This window comes from Streptococcus suis, from assembly GCA_022354845.1.
GTDB classification, from domain to species: Bacteria; Bacillota; Bacilli; order Lactobacillales; family Streptococcaceae; genus Streptococcus; species Streptococcus suis_AA.
Window position 1 is genome coordinate 1,606,670 of sequence record CP031970.1, and the last position, 16,172, is coordinate 1,622,841.

At 40.9% G+C, this 16,172-nt stretch carries 15 protein-coding genes; all 15 read right to left on the reverse strand.

What is annotated here, in order from left to right:
* Nucleotides 1–154: 154 nt before the first annotated feature.
* The 15 genes from dnaK to D2A30_08455 all read right to left on the reverse strand — a co-directional run bounded on the left by dnaK (nt 155) and on the right by D2A30_08455 (nt 16,167).
* Nucleotides 155–1,978, reverse strand: coding sequence for a molecular chaperone DnaK (dnaK, locus tag D2A30_08385; protein ID ULL21587.1), 1,824 nt, complete (start codon nt 1,976–1,978; stop codon nt 155–157).
* A 194-nt stretch (nt 1,979–2,172) separates the two neighbouring features.
* Nucleotides 2,173–2,685 carry a nucleotide exchange factor GrpE gene (gene grpE / locus D2A30_08390; GenBank protein ID ULL21588.1) on the reverse strand — a complete coding sequence of 171 codons (513 nt, stop codon included), beginning with the start codon at nt 2,683–2,685 and terminating at the stop codon, nt 2,173–2,175.
* A gap of 149 nt (nt 2,686–2,834) precedes the next feature.
* On the reverse strand, nt 2,835–3,869 hold the full coding sequence (gene hrcA / locus D2A30_08395) for a heat-inducible transcriptional repressor HrcA (GenBank protein ULL21589.1): 1,035 nt from the start codon (nt 3,867–3,869) through the stop codon (nt 2,835–2,837).
* Nucleotides 3,870–4,131: 262 nt separating this feature from the next.
* The gene (locus tag D2A30_08400) at nt 4,132–4,632 is read right to left on the reverse strand and encodes a DUF2812 domain-containing protein (protein ID ULL21590.1); all 501 of its coding nucleotides are present in this window, start codon (nt 4,630–4,632) and stop codon (nt 4,132–4,134) included.
* Nucleotides 4,622–4,945: a PadR family transcriptional regulator gene (locus D2A30_08405; GenBank protein ID ULL21591.1), complete on the reverse strand. Its 324-nt coding sequence runs from the start codon at nt 4,943–4,945 to the stop codon at nt 4,622–4,624. The genes D2A30_08400 and D2A30_08405 overlap by 11 nt, the downstream gene beginning before the upstream one ends.
* A gap of 106 nt (nt 4,946–5,051) precedes the next feature.
* Entirely contained in the window at nt 5,052–5,747 is a 696-nt protein-coding gene (locus tag D2A30_08410) for a histidine phosphatase family protein (GenBank protein ID ULL21592.1), read from the reverse strand.
* A gap of 81 nt (nt 5,748–5,828) precedes the next feature.
* Entirely contained in the window at nt 5,829–7,166 is a 1,338-nt protein-coding gene (locus tag D2A30_08415) for a PFL family protein (GenBank protein ULL21593.1), read from the reverse strand.
* Between the two features lie 16 nt (nt 7,167–7,182).
* Nucleotides 7,183–7,449, reverse strand: coding sequence for an ACT domain-containing protein (locus D2A30_08420; protein ULL21594.1), 267 nt, complete (start codon nt 7,447–7,449; stop codon nt 7,183–7,185).
* A gap of 104 nt (nt 7,450–7,553) precedes the next feature.
* Entirely contained in the window at nt 7,554–8,645 is a 1,092-nt protein-coding gene (locus tag D2A30_08425) for a type 2 isopentenyl-diphosphate Delta-isomerase (protein ULL21595.1), read from the reverse strand.
* On the reverse strand, nt 8,642–9,733 hold the full coding sequence (locus tag D2A30_08430) for a phosphomevalonate kinase (GenBank protein ULL21596.1): 1,092 nt from the start codon (nt 9,731–9,733) through the stop codon (nt 8,642–8,644). The genes D2A30_08425 and D2A30_08430 overlap by 4 nt, the downstream gene beginning before the upstream one ends.
* Nucleotides 9,705–10,760, reverse strand: coding sequence for a diphosphomevalonate decarboxylase (mvaD, locus tag D2A30_08435; protein ULL21597.1), 1,056 nt, complete (start codon nt 10,758–10,760; stop codon nt 9,705–9,707). Before mvaD ends, D2A30_08430 begins: the two co-directional genes overlap by 29 nt.
* Nucleotides 10,753–11,688 carry a mevalonate kinase gene (gene mvk, locus D2A30_08440; protein ID ULL21598.1) on the reverse strand — a complete coding sequence of 312 codons (936 nt, stop codon included), beginning with the start codon at nt 11,686–11,688 and terminating at the stop codon, nt 10,753–10,755. Before mvk ends, mvaD begins: the two co-directional genes overlap by 8 nt.
* Before the next feature lie 486 nt (nt 11,689–12,174).
* A complete protein-coding gene (locus tag D2A30_08445; GenBank protein ID ULL21599.1) occupies nt 12,175–13,443 on the reverse strand; it encodes an MATE family efflux transporter in 1,269 nt (422 codons plus the stop codon).
* 103 nt (nt 13,444–13,546) lie between these two features.
* Nucleotides 13,547–15,031, reverse strand: coding sequence for a threonine synthase (locus D2A30_08450; protein ULL21600.1), 1,485 nt, complete (start codon nt 15,029–15,031; stop codon nt 13,547–13,549).
* A 212-nt stretch (nt 15,032–15,243) separates the two neighbouring features.
* Entirely contained in the window at nt 15,244–16,167 is a 924-nt protein-coding gene (locus D2A30_08455) for an ATP-binding cassette domain-containing protein (GenBank protein ID ULL21601.1), read from the reverse strand.
* Nucleotides 16,168–16,172: the final 5 nt, after the last annotated feature.

The following is a 16,172-nucleotide window of genomic DNA, read 5'->3' on the forward strand; positions in this document are numbered from 1 at the left end:
GACCAACTGCTCGTTTCTGAATTCCTATTCTCGATAAGATAAGAACTGAGTTCGAGCTAAGAACTTCGGAAAAAAGATAACTTTCCTTGAATGTAAGCATTCAGCGTCAAGTTCCTATTTTTCTGTCGTTCTTTTAACGCTCTCACATCTTGACTTACTTTTCAGTAAACTCGCCGTCTACCACATCATCGCCTGCGTTATCAGCAGTTTGTGTGCCTTCTGCACCTGCAGCTGCTTGTTGGGCTGCTGCGGCTTGCTCGTAGAGTTTCACTGCAAGGGCTTGGGCTTTTTCGTTGAGGTTTTCAAGTTTAGCCTTCATGTCGTCCAAGTTGTTAGCTTCTTGGGCTGCTTTCAACTCATCAAGAGCTGCTTGGGCTTGGTCGCGTTCTGCGTCAAAGCCTTTGCCTTCAGTTTCTTTAAGAGTTTTCTCAGTCGCAAAGATTGCTTGGTCAACATCGTTACGAAGATCCACTTCTTCCTTACGTTTCTTATCTGCTTCAGCGTTTGCTTCTGCATCTTTCATCATGCGGTCGATTTCTTCTTCTGTCAAACCTGAGTTAGACTGGATAACGATGGTTTGTTCTTTTTGTGTACCAAGGTCTTTAGCTTTTACAGAAACAATACCGTTCTTATCGATATCAAATGTTACTTCGATTTGTGGAATACCACGAGGTGCTGCAGGGATGTCAGTCAATTGGAAGCGACCAAGAGTCTTGTTGTCCGCTGCCATTGGGCGCTCACCTTGAAGCACGTGGATGTCAACGGCTGGCTGGTTGTCTGCAGCAGTTGAGAAGACTTGTGATTTAGAAGTTGGGATAGTTGTGTTACGGTCGATGAGTTTTGTAAATACACCACCCATTGTTTCGATACCAAGTGACAATGGTGTTACGTCAAGAAGAACAACGTCTTTCACATCACCAGTGATAACACCACCTTGGATTGCCGCACCCATAGCAACGACTTCGTCAGGGTTTACAGATTTGTTTGGCTCTTTACCAGTTTCAGCCTTAACAGCTTCTACAACGGCTGGGATACGAGTTGAACCACCGACAAGGATAACTTCATCGATTTCTGACAAGCTGAGACCTGCATCTGACAGGGCTTGACGAACTGGAGTCTTTGTACGTTCTACAAGGTCGTAAGTCAATTCGTCAAATTTTGCACGAGTCAATGTCATTTCCAAGTGAAGCGGACCAGCTGCACCTGCAGTGATGAACGGCAAGCTGATTTGAGTTGAAGTGACACCTGAAAGGTCTTTCTTCGCTTTTTCAGCTGCATCTTTCAAACGTTGAAGAGCCATTTTGTCTGCTGACAAGTCGATGCCATTTTCTTTCTTGAATTCTGCAACCATGTGGTCGATAATCTTTTGGTCAAAATCGTCACCACCAAGTTTGTTGTCACCTGCTGTAGCAAGTACGTCAAAGACACCGTCACCAAGTTCAAGGATAGACACGTCGAAAGTACCACCACCAAGGTCGAATACCAAAATTTTCTCGTCTTTGTCAGTCTTGTCCAAACCATAAGCAAGGGCTGCTGCAGTTGGCTCGTTGACGATACGTTCTACTTCCAGACCAGCGATTTTACCAGCATCTTTGGTTGCTTGACGTTGAGCATCGTTGAAGTAAGCAGGAACAGTGATAACAGCTTTAGTTACTTTTTCACCAAGGTATTCTTCCGCATAACCTTTCAAGTATTGAAGGATCATAGCTGAGATTTCTTGTGGTGTGTATTCTTTACCGTTTGCTGAAACTTTTTCAGAAGTTCCCATTTTTGATTTGATAGAGATGATGGTATCTGGGTTGGTTACTGCTTGGCGTTTTGCCGCATCACCAACGATGATTTCACCATTTTTGAAAGACACAACAGACGGAGTTGTGCGGTTTCCTTCTGGGTTTGCGATGATTTTTGATTCAGTTCCTTCAAGAACTGCAACTGCTGAGTTTGTTGTACCTAAGTCAATACCGATAATTTTAGACATATGATTTACCTCTTTTTAATTTACTTTCTTTTCAAGTAGTTTAACGACATCTCGGTCAGGTTTCTTTTTTGGAAAATAGCAGAGCGACCTTAGTGTTTCAGTTTGCTTTTAGTACTAGGCAACGAGCCGAAGACAGTACTGGAGTACGGCAAGGCGAGTTAACGAAGTAATTAAAGATAAACTGGAAAACTAAGTTATTCTGATACCACCACCATAGCAGGTCTCAACAGACGTTCATGCAACTTGTAGCCTTTTTGGAATACTTGTGCGATGCGTTCTGCTGGGCAGTCGTCTGTGGCTGGGACTGTTTGAATAGCCATATGAAGATTTGGGTCAAAGACATCTGTAGCGACTTCTTCCACCCCTTCTTCTTTAAGGGCTTGAATCAAACTTTCCTGCACCATTTCCAAGCCTTTTTTGACATCTTCTGTCAAGCCTTCGACTTGAAGGGCACGTTCCAAGTTATCCAAGCTCGGCAAGATTTTCTTAGCCAAGTCTTGCGAACGGTAACGCTGAATGATTTGGCGTTCTTCGTTGGCGCGACGTTGAATATTTTGCATTTCAGCGTGGGCACGGAGGTATTTGTTTTCAAATTCCTCTGCACGCTCATTTGCTAAGTCCAATTCTGATTTTTCAGGAGTTTCCACAACATCTTCTGTTGTTTCAACCTCTTCTACGATTTCTTCATTTTTGATTTCTTCTGACAAGTTGTTCACCTCTTCATTTTCTATTATTACTTTGACAAATAATAAATGGAGTTCGGGCTAGAAACTCAGAAAAAAGATAGATTTCCTTGCGTCTGATGACACCGCGTCAATCTCCTATTTTTCAATCATTTCCTTCACGCCGTCACATCTTAATTGACTTCATAATGATTACTACTTAAATATCTGTAGTAATCAGTTAATTTCATAAATAGGACTCGGCTGATGATGTTGATTAAACTCATCTGCCTACGATAGTCCATGTCAACAGGACCAAGCAAACTCATCTGAGCCATACCCCGATAGGGGATAGGAAAGCGATGATGAATCACCGTTATGTCTGCAAGAGCTGGATCTCTGTGCTCGGCTATCACAATGCTGGACTGCTGATTCGGTGCCAATCCTTGTCGTAGTTCTGGCGCCAGAAGTTGTGGGCTATCCAATAATTGGTAGGTAGCAAGATTTCCATAAGTTAGCGAAGCAACTTTGCCACTAATAAAGACTGTTTCTTGAAATAAGTTGGAAAAAATGTAATCCATCAAATCTAAGACATTGTCCGTTGTAGTAAAGTATCGCTGTACCACTTGAGGTATTTCCGTCCGCAGTTTATAGTGAATAGACAGAACTGTCTGTCCAACAAATCGTTCATCAACTAGGCGTCTTAGTACTTCCAAATCCCTTGATAAAAAGTTCTTCGGAATCGCAAATTGGACAGTGACTGGCTTGGACTGATCTAGTGTCAAAACTGCCAAAGCATCGTGATTACTTAGCTGTACTATGTCAAAGGAAGTCAACTGTTGACTGGTCGGCTCCACATCTAAAATAACTGATGTGTATTCTGTCAAATCTGCTAAAACCTGACTGGCCCGCTCCAGTATATCTTCTAGTTTAAAAGCTTCAAAATCGAAAGCCTTAACTATCTGATAGACATCTTCCTCGTCAATATACTCTAAATTCAGTGAATGATTTACAAAATATTGAAAACCAGCTCGACTCGGTATCCTTCCACTAGACGTGTGCGCTTTTTCCAAAAGGCCTAATTGCTCTAACTTAGCCATATCATTTCGAATCGTTGCTGAGCTAGAAGAAATCATCTCCTGCAAGGCCTTAGAACCAACTGGCTCATGATGGCGCGTAAACAATTCAACAATCAGATTCAAAATATCATTTTGACGTTGGGTAATCATCTTCGCTCCTTTCATGAACACTGTTTTAGTTACGCTCAATGAAAATCGACAGTAGCCTAGGAAGCGAAGCCGAATGTAGAACTGAGGTTCACAAAGGCAAGCTGACAACGGATAGTGTTGATTTTCGAAGAGCGTTAGCACTCTCTTGTAATGAGTGCTAAGCTATATACTCCTATTATACCCTGAAAAAATGAATTGTCAAGAGAAAAAGACAAAAAATTAGCACTCTTTTTCTTAGAGTGCTAAAAATCAGTCTGAGGACCTAGTCGCTCTTCATCATGCGATAAAAACGTAGCCCAAGTAATAATAAGAGAGGGATATAAATAAGAGAAAAGACTAAGACAAAACCTGGATGAGAACTCATATTCGTCCCTGATAGAATGAAATATAGTCCCAAAGACAGCAAATAGCGTCGTTGGATGATTGTTTTAACAAATACCAGCTTGCTTTCCCTATCACCGTATATCTCAAGATCTCCCTTTACAGCTGCCTTCCTAAAAATAACGAAGTTTTGGCATGATGTGACAAATTCCCAACCATAGTCCTCATACATACGTAGATAGGATTCTCTATCTTTATTTTTAGATTCTTTAAAATCAACCTGATAAACAACATCTTCTGGCTCGCATTTTTCAAAATGATAAAATAAGCTCCAGCTAATCTTAACTAGCTTCCACCCTTTTTTATGCATGTTGCTAAGATAATGTGCCTGCTGATTGAAATCTGTGATAAAAAATACTCTACACTCTGTCTTAGTTTCCATAACTTTCCCCCTTACTATTTCGATAAAGTCGTTCAATTCGAGCCAATTCTATATCCAGAATTTCTCGACCCGTTGCTGTTATTTGGTATAACTTTCGCTTGTCTTCTTCTCTGACAAAGGCAATCAAGCCATCTTTTTCCATTTTCGATAGGGTGCCATACATGGTTCCGGGACTAATCACGACCTGACCTGCCGTGACTTCCTTAGTCTTCTGTGTAATATCGTAACCATGTCGTTCCTGCTGTAAATGAAAGAGAATATAGAAGGCTGTCTCTGTCATGGGAACATAGACCCGTTTTAACTTATCGTTCATAAAACCCCTTTCGTACCTCGATATATCGTACTTCGATGTATTTATTATATCGCATCTCGATATACATGTCAAGAAAAAAATCAGAGATGAAACTCTGATTCTTTCGTTATTTCCCTTGAGCTATTAATTCTGCTCCTCGCTGGCGATAGGACATGTCCCCAAATGATTCAATGGTGAATGAGCTATTCTCATACTTGAGAACTGTAATTGAGCCATTATCCAATACAACATCTGCCCCCCTCTCTGGGTCAAGTAGATGAGCGAGTGTGGCTATCGTCATACCATGACTAACAACCAAGGCATTTCCTCCACCTTGCTTTTCCAAGTCTTGAGCAATAGATTCAAAACCTGTCAAAATACGATTGCTAAGCACTTCCCATGATTCAGACCAACCAGCTGTGTCTGCTTCTTGAATCCCTGTCGCTATTTCTGCAAATGACATTCCATTCGTATCCACAGTTCCTTTCAAGCGAGGAAGAACTCCTTGAAATAGTTCTGCATCATACATACCCTCAAAACTACCAAAACACCATTCTCGAATGCGTTTATCCTGATAATATGGAATTTCCCCTAATTTTTCCAATTCCCGCAAAGCAATGGTCATCGTTTGAACTGTTCGTCCCAAGTCGCTTGACACAGCTAATTTGAAATCGACTCCGGTATCTTTCAGTCCAAGCCCTAACTCACGAATACCTTCTTCTCCCTTTTTGGTAAGAGGCGTATCACACCAACCTTGTACCCGACCAATTGTATTAAACATTGTTTTTCCATGACGGGAAATGTATAATCTTACGTCTGCCATAGTATTCTCCTTGTCATTTCTTACTATTTACTATATAGTATAACAAAAAAACCGACTGCTTGGGCAATCGGTCTACGTTTTTTAATTCTTAAAACTATGAATTGGCGCAGGAATCTGACCACCTCGGTTGATAAAATCAACAGAAGATGCTTGGTTGACTTTCATAACAGGAGCTGTTCCTAGAAGACCTCCAAATTCGATCAATTCACCTTCCTTACCTAATGGGATAATACGGACTGCTGTTGTTTTTTGATTAATTACCCCAATGGCTGCCTCATCTGCAATCATTGCTGCAATGGTTTCGGCTGGAGTCGTTTCTGGAATGGCAATCATGTCCAAACCGACAGAACAAATCGCAGTCATAGCTTCTAATTTTTCAAGATTGAGCGATCCACTTTGTACCGCTGCAATCATCCCTTCATCTTCAGATACAGGAATGAATGCGCCTGATAAACCGCCTACTTGGTTACAAGCCATAACGCCACCTTTTTTCACCGCGTCATTTAGTAAAGCAAGTGCAGCTGTTGTTCCATGTGTGCCAACGGTTTCCAATCCCATTTCCTCCAAGACACGCGCAACAGAGTCCCCGACAGCAGGTGTTGGAGCAAGTGAGAGGTCAACGATACCAAATTTGACACCCAAACGTTCGCTCGCCATATTGCCCACTAGCTGACCGATACGAGTTATTTTAAAGGCTGTTTTCTTCACTGTTTCAGCTACTACATCAAAGCTCTCCCCGCGGACTTTTTCCAGAGCACGCTTTACTACACCTGGCCCAGAAACACCCACATTAATAACGACATCTGCCTCACCAACACCATGGAAAGCGCCAGCCATAAACGGATTATCTTCAACCGCATTCGCAAAAACCACCAACTTAGCAGCACCCATCTCAGAAGCTTCAGCTGTTTCCTTGATGATTCTTCCCATATCTCTCACAGCAGTCATGTTAATACCGGACTTTGTCGAACCGATATTAACCGATGAACAAACCTTTGAAGTCTGTGCTAAGGCTTGTGGAATGGAGTTGATCAGAATTTCATCACCTTTTTGATAGCCTTTTTGAACAAGGGCTGAAAAACCTCCGATAAAGTCAATTCCGATTTCATTAGCTGCCTTGTCCAAAGCATGAGCCAATGGGAGATAATCTGTCGCATCAGTCGCCGCACCAATTAAGGCAATCGGCGTTACAGACACACGTTTATTGACAATAGGAATCCCTAATTCTGCTGCTATTTCATCCCCAACCGAAACCAAATTCTTTGCCTTGGTCACAATTTTAGAATAAACTTTCTCAGCAGCTTTTTCAATGTCAGGATCAATACAATCTAAAAGAGAAATCCCCATAGTAATCGTCCGAATATCGAAGTGCTGTTCCTCGATCATGGCAATCGTTTCAGTTACCTGTCTAATGTCCATATAAAAATTACTCTCCTTATAAATTGTGCATCGCATCAAAAATAGCTGCACTTTGAATATTGATTTTAACGTTTAAAGCCTCACCATAAGATTCCAATTCTGCACGAAGCTTCGTAAAGTCCTTCTTTTCTTCAGCAGATACCAAGGCCATCATTGTGAAATACTGGTCTAAAACGGTTTGAGAAATATCATCAATATTAAGTCCTAATTCTGCAACTTTTCCTGCTACACCAGCTACAATACCCGATTTGTCTTTACCAACAACTGTAATAATTGCTTTCATTTGTTTACCTCGATATAATTTTTTATTATTCTACCACAAATCTGATAAAATCGAAAGAAATGTTAAAAAAAAGGACAAAATATCCGTCCTTTACTAACATTCATCTATTTTTTAGAACGTTGACCGTACAACTGCCAGTCAATACCACGCGCTTGACACCAATGTTGTACAGAGGCAGGCAAGATAAGATCTGTCTTCCTCAACGATGCAATATCTTTTGCACCTAGGAGAGTCATAATATCACGAATTTCACCGTTCATAACCGACAAATCATAAAAAACCTTATCCATTTGGTCCATTTTACCATCTTTTACATATTGTAAGATACGGTTAGATAATCCGACTAAATTAGCTCCCAAGGCAAGTGATTTCACAATATCAAATGGATTTTTTATTCCTCCAGACGCTATAATCGCTGGACGCTGTTCGATTGGAAGACTAGCTGCTTCTATCAACGATTCAACCGTAGACTGACCCCATCCTTCCAAATATGTAAACTCTTGAAAAATGCGGCGCGCATTCTCAATCTTAGCAAAGTTTGTCCCACCTGTACCAGAGATGTCAACTGTTTCCACTCCGACTGACTTCAATTGCGCTATGGTTTCACGACTCATACCGAAACCAACTTCTTTAACAATAACAGGAACCTCTAAGCCTCTTACAAGCGACTCAATATTCTTCAACCACATTGAAAAATCGCGATCACCTTCTGGCATAATTATCTCTTGAGGAGCATTGATATGAATTTGAATAGCATTAGCTTCTAAGAGATCAATTGCGCGTTTAGCACTTTCAACATCATGGTGAGCACCTAAATTTGCAAAGATAATACCATGTGGGTTTTCACGACGCAAGACCGAAAATGTCTTTGCTACACTTGGATCCTTAATCGCTGCACTCACTGACCCAGAAGCAATTGCGATTTTACTGACATGTCCAATAATTCCCAGCAATTGATTGATTTGACCTGTTTTTTCACTCCCGCCTGTCATAGCATTAATAAAAAATGGTCTGTCAAACTCTAAGCCTGCTACCTGTGTCTTTATTGAAACATCCTCAATCGCCATTTCAGGTAATGAATGGTGAACAAATCGTGTTTGGGCAAAATCCGCTGCAGATGCATCATTATATTGCAAATCAGCTAATGCAACATGCTGATCTTTACGGTTTAATCCTTCAATTCGTTGATAGATCATATTCTCTCCTTATTTCTTTCTGCAATCGTTAAGGGAAGTGGAAAAATTCCTGCCTGCTCCCAAATAATTTGGATATCTTCTTTTTGCTCTTGGCTGTCAACTAAACAAATACCACAGTCGCCACCTCCCGCTCCTGATGACTTTGCTACGGCACCATTTGCTTCTGCACTATCACAAAGTTCCGTCAACAAAGGAGTTTCAATGGTCAGACTCATATCTTCCGAAAATTTTCGCAATAAATAGCGATTGCGAGTAACGGCCTGTTTTATACAAGGTATATCTTTATTTTGGCAAGCCCATATCAACTGCTCTACACATACTTTGGAATCATTCAAAAACTGGGAATAAATTTCTTCCTTAGACTGCTGCGTTTTTTTGCTCTCCATATGTGATACTAGGTGCGTTGTCGATGCAGCAGATCCTGTCCAACCAACTAGTAATTCCAATGGTGCAGGCAACCCAATCTGCTTAATCTGCAAATCTTTCCAATCACTTGCAAGAAGATTACTCAAACCTTGCACAGACATCTGCTCCGACAACCAGGATTTATCAAGAGAATAGTATGCGACAAGCCCGCGAAAACTAGACGCCGCCAAATCTCCATGCGAGCCCGTCATATTCAATCTTGCCTGAGTCAAAACAGACAATTTGAAAACCAATAAAGGATCCAATTCGTAACTATAATAGAGCAGTATAGCTTCAACAGTAGCAACCGTTACAGCACCTGATGAACCTAGACCATATTTAGTCCCAGAATCTTGGTCATCCAATTCTGATTGAATCGTTACACTGTAGTAGCCTTGACATGGTATCCCTTGTTCACGCAGAAATTCTTCTGATACTTGTAAAGCTGTCAAGACAATCTGATAAGGATTTTCTTCCGAAACAAGAATCTGTTCATTTGTGCGATACCATGTTAAAAACATATCAGACTGCTGGGTAGAGTGAATCATTCCACTTTCAGCCGACTCAATACTAACCGTTAAATAACGGTCAACTGCTGCTATCACTGCTGGGTTTCCTGACTCCACCACCGCATATTCTCCAGCCAAAAATAATTTACCTGGAACCTTGGTCACTACCTTCATGTTCTAAACTCTTTTCAAATTTTTTTTGTGATGCGTGCCACTCTTCCTCGCTTAAAATATAGGCAGCAGGACCTGGCTTACTGGTAATGATTTTTTCTCTTGGAAAAATCTGAGATAGTTCATTGACAAATTCATCCATCTCACTTTCACGGCAGAGAACTTTAACATTTGGTCCAGCATCCATCGTCATATATGCTGACAAACCAGTCTTTTCACGAACCTGACGAACAGTCTCTTGAGCAAGCAAACTATCTGCCGTCCAATAGGTAAAAGGGGGATTCGCGGAAAGGGTTGTTGCATGCATTTTCATACCATTGTGTTCTGTAATTTGACCAAGTTTCTCAAAATCACGATTAGCAATGGCCACTTTGATATCTGCCAAATCTGATTGGGCGGTCTCCACCCAAGCGGAATAGAAAGGCGAAGTAGCTACTGTATGGTCCATTCCTTCTCGACTTGCAATTTTTTTAGGTCCGGTATTTACAGCTAAGACAATCATGGCAATGTCCCAGTCAGCATCATCAATTGGCCGAGCCATGGAATCTTCAGATCCAGTACCCATATCCCACTCGACAAAGCCACCAAATAGGCTACGTGTGCTTGACCCAGACCCTCTCCGTGCAAAGGTTGAAAGCTGAGCTGGTGACAAATCGATATGTAAAGCAGTTGCCGTTGCAAGTGCTAGAGCCGCAAAGGCCGATGCAGAACTTGCCAAACCAGCAGCAGTTGGAACAAAATTTAGACTTTCAACTCGAGCAAAATTCCCTTCACCTATATATTCGCGAAATAAATCCAAAAATCGAGAAATTTTTAAAATTTCTTTTTCATTTTGTACATTTCCATTGAGATAAAATTCGTCACCTGTCAATTCTGAGTCAAAAACAACTTTTGTATCCGTATAAAAAGCATCAAGTGTCAAGGACAAACTGGAGTTCATAGGTAAAAATAGCTCCTTATCTCGTTTCCCCCAGTATTTAATCAAAGCGATATTTGTATGGGCGCGGGCAATTCCTATTTTTTTAGTCATTGATTTCTCCTAAATATTGTATCCATGTCTGGCGAGAACCAGCTTGATCTAATGTTTGAGCTATTTTTTGAGCATCTTCTGCATTTTTTGCCAATGCAATCATGCAACCTCCTCGACCACCACCAGTTAATTTAGCTCCAAGTGCTCCGGACTCTTGAGAAATGCGTACTAGCTGATCAAGACTGGGATCAGATACACCTAATTCTTGCAGAAGGACATGAGCTTGATTCATTTTACTTCCTAGAAGCTCAGCTTGGTCAGTGGCTAAGTCTTCTTTAGCCTGTTTCGCTAAGCTTCCGAGTTCCTCAATAAACTTCATCGCCTCTGGCTTTTTCTCCAACAAATCCGCGACATCTGAAATAGCTTCTAAGGTATTTCCTGTCACACCAGTATCTGCCACTACTAGATAGGCACTGAGTTTGAGTTCTAGTGGCTCCATAGGCTGATTTTTAATAAAAAAGACAGGTGACTTACCACTTGTGGTTGCTGCGTCTATTCCCGACGGATTTCCATGAGCTATTTTTTCCGAGGATTGAACTATTTCCCACAACTCCTTATCGGTCAATATTTTTTCATAATGCGCAAATAGAGCCCGTGCTACAGCAACTGCCACCGCTGCACTTGAACCCATTCCTCTTTCAGCAGGAATAGTCGAGCTAATTTTAATGTGAATGGCCGGATCTGTTGGCGCTCCGATACGATATAGTGAAAATCGTATAGCATGTTTGAGGCTTTCCCATATTTTGGGCATCTTATGGACAAGGCCCTTATAAAAATCACAGTCGACACTCAGAGCCTCTCCCTGAGCTGTCACTTTGGCAATAATTTCTACAGCAGAAAAAGGCATCGCAATCGCCGGCTGTCCATAAACCACTGAATGTTCGCCCATCAATATAATTTTCCCAGATGCTTTTCCTATTGCCGACATTTTATTCTCCTTATACAATCACTTCTATTATACCATTTTTACAAAAGAATTGAAGACACGAAAACAGCCGACCATTGCCGACTGCTTTCTAGGAGATTATATGAAAAAGATATGCCATCCGTAAGAGCTAAAGCTCAAACGGATGACGATACTGAATGTAATTCAGTAAAAATTGTTTGCTATTTCTAGCTTGAAGATAGTATAGCTCCCATAGCTTAAACAGAGCTAAAATATTTCTTATGCAAACCTTAAAGAATGCTCGATTATTTTCAAACAACCTAAGACACGAAAACAGCCGACCATTGCCGACTGCTTTCTAGGAGATTATATGAAAAAGATATGCCATCCGTTTGAGCTTTAGCTCTTACGGATGACGATACTGAATATAATTCAGTAAGTTGTTTGCTATTTCTAGCTTGAAGATAGTATAGCTCTCATAACTTAAACAGAACTAAAATATTTCTTATGTAAACCTTAAAGAGCAAATCATCCTGTGGAGTATCTGAAGCAAACATATAACAAACTTGCTCGAAAGGCATTATCTACTATCGTTGCAAGCCAAATGCTAGGCAAGCCTAATTGAAAATTTTTTATTAGAAAATATGCTAGACCTATTCGAACCACCCACATGCCTATACCAGTCGCATAAAAAGGTAGCCGAGAATTACCCATACCTTGCCAAAGTCCTGTAAAGACAAGAGTTGCTGCTGTAAAAGGTACCCCAAGGACAGAATAGAGCAAGACTGTCTGACTAGCTTGTGCCACTTGAACATCCATCGTGAAAAGACTAATTAATAAAGGTCCTGCTAAGTAACTAATGCCTCCTATTACGAACATAAAAACCAGCGAGAGTCCAAGACCAACTCGATAAATCCGTTGAACAGCTAACGAATCTTGCCTACTCTTTGCAGTCATAATAAGCGTTGCTACTGAGATTCCTAAGGTGGGCATATAGTTAAATTGAGTAATGGTTTCTCCAATCGCATTTCCAGCAACAACAGCCGTTCCCAAACCAGTAATCATTCCTACAATGACTACATCACCTGCTCTCATCATCAACCGTTCGCCAATAGCAGGTAGAGCAAGCCTAACTAACTCTTTATCAACAGACCAAGTACTTGGTTTAATAGAGATCGATAGGCGTGACCAAAGTAGACCGCACCCGACTATTCTTGACAATATCGTTCCAAAAGCAACTCCGGCCACCCCTGTATGGAGTACAAAAACTGCAATGGCCGAAAATACGGCATTTAGGAGATTTGAAAATAAACTAATATACATTGGATAACGAGGTTGACCAAGAGTTCTCAGGATTCCACCCAAACAGGTCATAAGTCCCAGTAACAAAATACTACCCCCGACCAAAATCAAATAGAGACCACCAAGTTGAGCTACTTCACGTTCCGCCCCCAAGCTAGTCAGCAATGTTGGACCTAGTATAACCGCTAAAATACCCAGAAATACGCCTACATAAACAGTCAACTTGACACTATCGGTGACAATGGCAGTAATCTGCATTCCTTTCTCTTTTCCTACAACATGGGCCAATTGGGATGAAACGGCTGCAGCTAACGCAATAAAAACCGCCTGATAGACGGCTAATAGATTATTCGCAATCGATACGCCAGATAAAGCTACGATTCCAAGACTGGCGACCAAATAGGAATCCACCATCCCCATCAACATTTGAAGAAGATTTTCTCCCATTGCAGGAAAGGCAATTGATATTAGTTCTTTGCAAATCTTTTTGTTCATATTCTCCAATTCATTTTTGTGGTGTAAACATCAACTCAATTAAATATTTTTACTTTAAAAAACAAACTGTCGTTTAAACAGTTTGTATAAAAATATCCATGCATTAAACACCCAAATATCGTTCTACCTCTGCTTGCATATCTGCAGCTGCAACAACGGTATTGTGGCGAACCGGTGCTGTTTCCAAACCATCTACAGCTGGTGGCAAGGCTACACCTGAAATCTCATGTAATTTTGCAAGAGCTTCAAAGTCAGTTAAACCTGACTGACCAGTCACAGCTTCAACCGCAACCACAGGGAACTTGTACGGACTAGCTGTTGAAGCAATTACTGTTGGAGTCTGATCACCAGTTTGCTGTGCATATTTCTTATAAACTGCAGATGCTACAGCCGTATGTGGGTCTTCAATATAGCCTGACTCGTCATAAACACGTTTGATTTCTGCAGCAGTTTCTTCTTCTGTCGCAAAGGCAGCAACAAAGAAAGATAAAATATCCGCGTCAGCTCCTTGAATGTCATACTGACCAGCTGTGTTCAAGGCTTCCATCAGCTCCGCTGTTTTGACAGCGTCATTACCAAAGAGGTGGAAAATCAAACGCTCCAAGTTTGATGAGACCAAAATATCCATAGATGGACTAGTGGTCACGCGGAAAGTACGGTTCTTGTCGTAAACACCAGTTGAGAAGAAGTCGGTTAGGACATTATTGTCGTTGGAAGCACAGATGAGCTTGCCAACTGGAAGACCGATCTGTTTAGCGTAGTAAGCCGCTAAGATATTCCCAAAATTCCCTGTCGGAACAGTGAAATTGACCTTGTCGCCCGCCGCAATCTCACCAGTCTTAACCAGCTGAGCGTAGGCATAAACATAGTAAACAATCTGTGGCACTAAGCGACCGATGTTCATGGAGTTGGCTGATGAAAACTGGAGTTTTTTAGCCGCCAACTTGGCACGAAGATTCTCGTCATTGAACATGTGCTTCACATTAGTCTGAGCATCGTCAAAGTTACCATCAATAGCCACCACGTGAGTATTAGACCCCGTTTGCGTAGTCATCTGCAATTCTTGGACTTTAGATACCCCGTCGCGTGGGTAGAAGACGATGATTTGTGTACCTGGTACATCCGCAAAGCCGGCCATAGCAGCCTTACCTGTATCACCTGACGTTGCAGTTAAAATGACAATCTCATTTTCCAGACCATGTTTTTTAGCCGCTGTCGTCATCAAATAAGGCAAGATAGACAGGGCCATGTCCTTAAAGGCAATGGTTGAGCCACGGAAAAGTTCCAAGTTGTACTGACCTTTTAGTTTGATAACTGGGGCAATAGCTGGCGTGTCAAACTTGCTATCGTAGGCATTGTTGATACAGTAGTCCAGCTCATCTGCCGTAAAATCATCCAAAAAAGCCGACAAAATCAACTTGGCAATTTCTTGATAAGAAGCATCTTTGAGTACAGAAAAATCCAACTCAACCCTTGGCATGGAAATAGGAGTAAACAACCCACCATCAGTTGCCAACCCTTGTAAAATGGCTTGACTTGCTGATACGGTATTCTTGGCATCACGTGTTGATTGATATACTAATGTCATGGCATCCCTCGTAAAAAATCTATTTTTTCTATTCTACCATAAATTGACAGAAAATTGGCAAGATATGAGAAATAGTTCCTTCATTTACTAGAATTTCTTAACATTGTGAGAGTAGCGTAACACGTATTATACCAAAAAGACTTGAAACAGATAGTTCCAAGACTTTTTTTAGGATCTATAAAAGTATGTTTATCTCTCGATTATCTTCTAGTTTATATGCCTTCTGAATATTTTGCAAATTCTGCTTTATTTGACCATACAAAATGGCCTGGCTTGATTTCATGCATTTCTGGCCTATCTACAGAATAATCATGCATATTTGGGTCATATACTACTAAAGTTTTTTGTCTTTCTAAAATTGGATCCGGAATAGGAACAGCAGATAGTAAGGAACGAGTGTATGGATGCAAAGGATTCTTAAACAATTCCTCTGTCTCTGCCACTTCTACAATAACACCTTTATGAATCACTGCAATCCTATCAGAAATAAACCGAACAACTGACAAATCATGTGCAATAAAGAGATAAGTTAAGCCCAGTTCTTTTTGCAATCTCTTCAATAAATTTAAGACTTGAGCTCTAACAGACACATCTAATGCAGAAATCGGTTCATCGGCAATCACCAATTCAGGATTCATCACAAGTGCTCGAGCTATACCTATCCTCTGGCGTTGGCCTCCTGAGAACTCATGAGGAAAGCGTGTTAAGTGTTCCGCAAGTAGCCCCACTTCTGTCATCATTGACCGAACTTTTGCTTGCCGCTCTTCTTCATTATTAAACAATTTAAAATTGTACAAGCCCTCAGAGATAATATAGTCTACTGTTGCACGTTCATTCAAACTCGCAGCTGGATCTTGAAAAATCATTTGAATTTTCTTAATTAATTCTCGAGACTTCTCATGAGAAATTTTCCCATTTATTTTCTCTCCATTGTAAAGAATATCTCCACCACTTGTTTCATTTAGTCCAATTATCGCACGACCAATCGTTGTCTTACCAGACCCCGATTCTCCAACTAAGGAGAATGTTTCTCCACGATTAATAAAGAAATTAGCATTTTTGACAGCTACAAATTTTTTGCGCCCTTCACCGAAAGAAATTTCTAAATCTTTGATTTCAACTAATTTTTCAGTCATTTCTT

Bases quoted from the DNA above. Each gene is read 5' to 3' on its own strand.
- D2A30_08420 (ULL21594.1), bottom strand. From the start codon at position 7,449: ATGAAAGCAATTATTACAGTTGTTGGTAAAGACAAATCGGGTATTGTA.
- D2A30_08450 (ULL21600.1), bottom strand. From the start codon at position 15,031: ATGACATTAGTATATCAATCAACACGTGATGCCAAGAATACCGTATCA.
- D2A30_08445 (ULL21599.1), bottom strand. From the start codon at position 13,443: ATGAACAAAAAGATTTGCAAAGAACTAATATCAATTGCCTTTCCTGCA.
- D2A30_08400 (ULL21590.1), bottom strand. From the start codon at position 4,632: ATGGAAACTAAGACAGAGTGTAGAGTATTTTTTATCACAGATTTCAAT.
- D2A30_08405 (ULL21591.1), bottom strand. From the start codon at position 4,945: ATGAACGATAAGTTAAAACGGGTCTATGTTCCCATGACAGAGACAGCC.
- D2A30_08430 (ULL21596.1), bottom strand. From the start codon at position 9,733: ATGAAGGTAGTGACCAAGGTTCCAGGTAAATTATTTTTGGCTGGAGAA.
- dnaK (ULL21587.1), bottom strand. From the start codon at position 1,978: ATGTCTAAAATTATCGGTATTGACTTAGGTACAACAAACTCAGCAGTT.
- D2A30_08455 (ULL21601.1), bottom strand. From the start codon at position 16,167: ATGACTGAAAAATTAGTTGAAATCAAAGATTTAGAAATTTCTTTCGGT.
- D2A30_08425 (ULL21595.1), bottom strand. From the start codon at position 8,645: ATGATCTATCAACGAATTGAAGGATTAAACCGTAAAGATCAGCATGTT.
- D2A30_08410 (ULL21592.1), bottom strand. From the start codon at position 5,747: ATGGCAGACGTAAGATTATACATTTCCCGTCATGGAAAAACAATGTTT.
- hrcA (ULL21589.1), bottom strand. From the start codon at position 3,869: ATGATTACCCAACGTCAAAATGATATTTTGAATCTGATTGTTGAATTG.
- mvaD (ULL21597.1), bottom strand. From the start codon at position 10,760: ATGACTAAAAAAATAGGAATTGCCCGCGCCCATACAAATATCGCTTTG.
- D2A30_08415 (ULL21593.1), bottom strand. From the start codon at position 7,166: ATGGACATTAGACAGGTAACTGAAACGATTGCCATGATCGAGGAACAG.
- mvk (ULL21598.1), bottom strand. From the start codon at position 11,688: ATGTCGGCAATAGGAAAAGCATCTGGGAAAATTATATTGATGGGCGAA.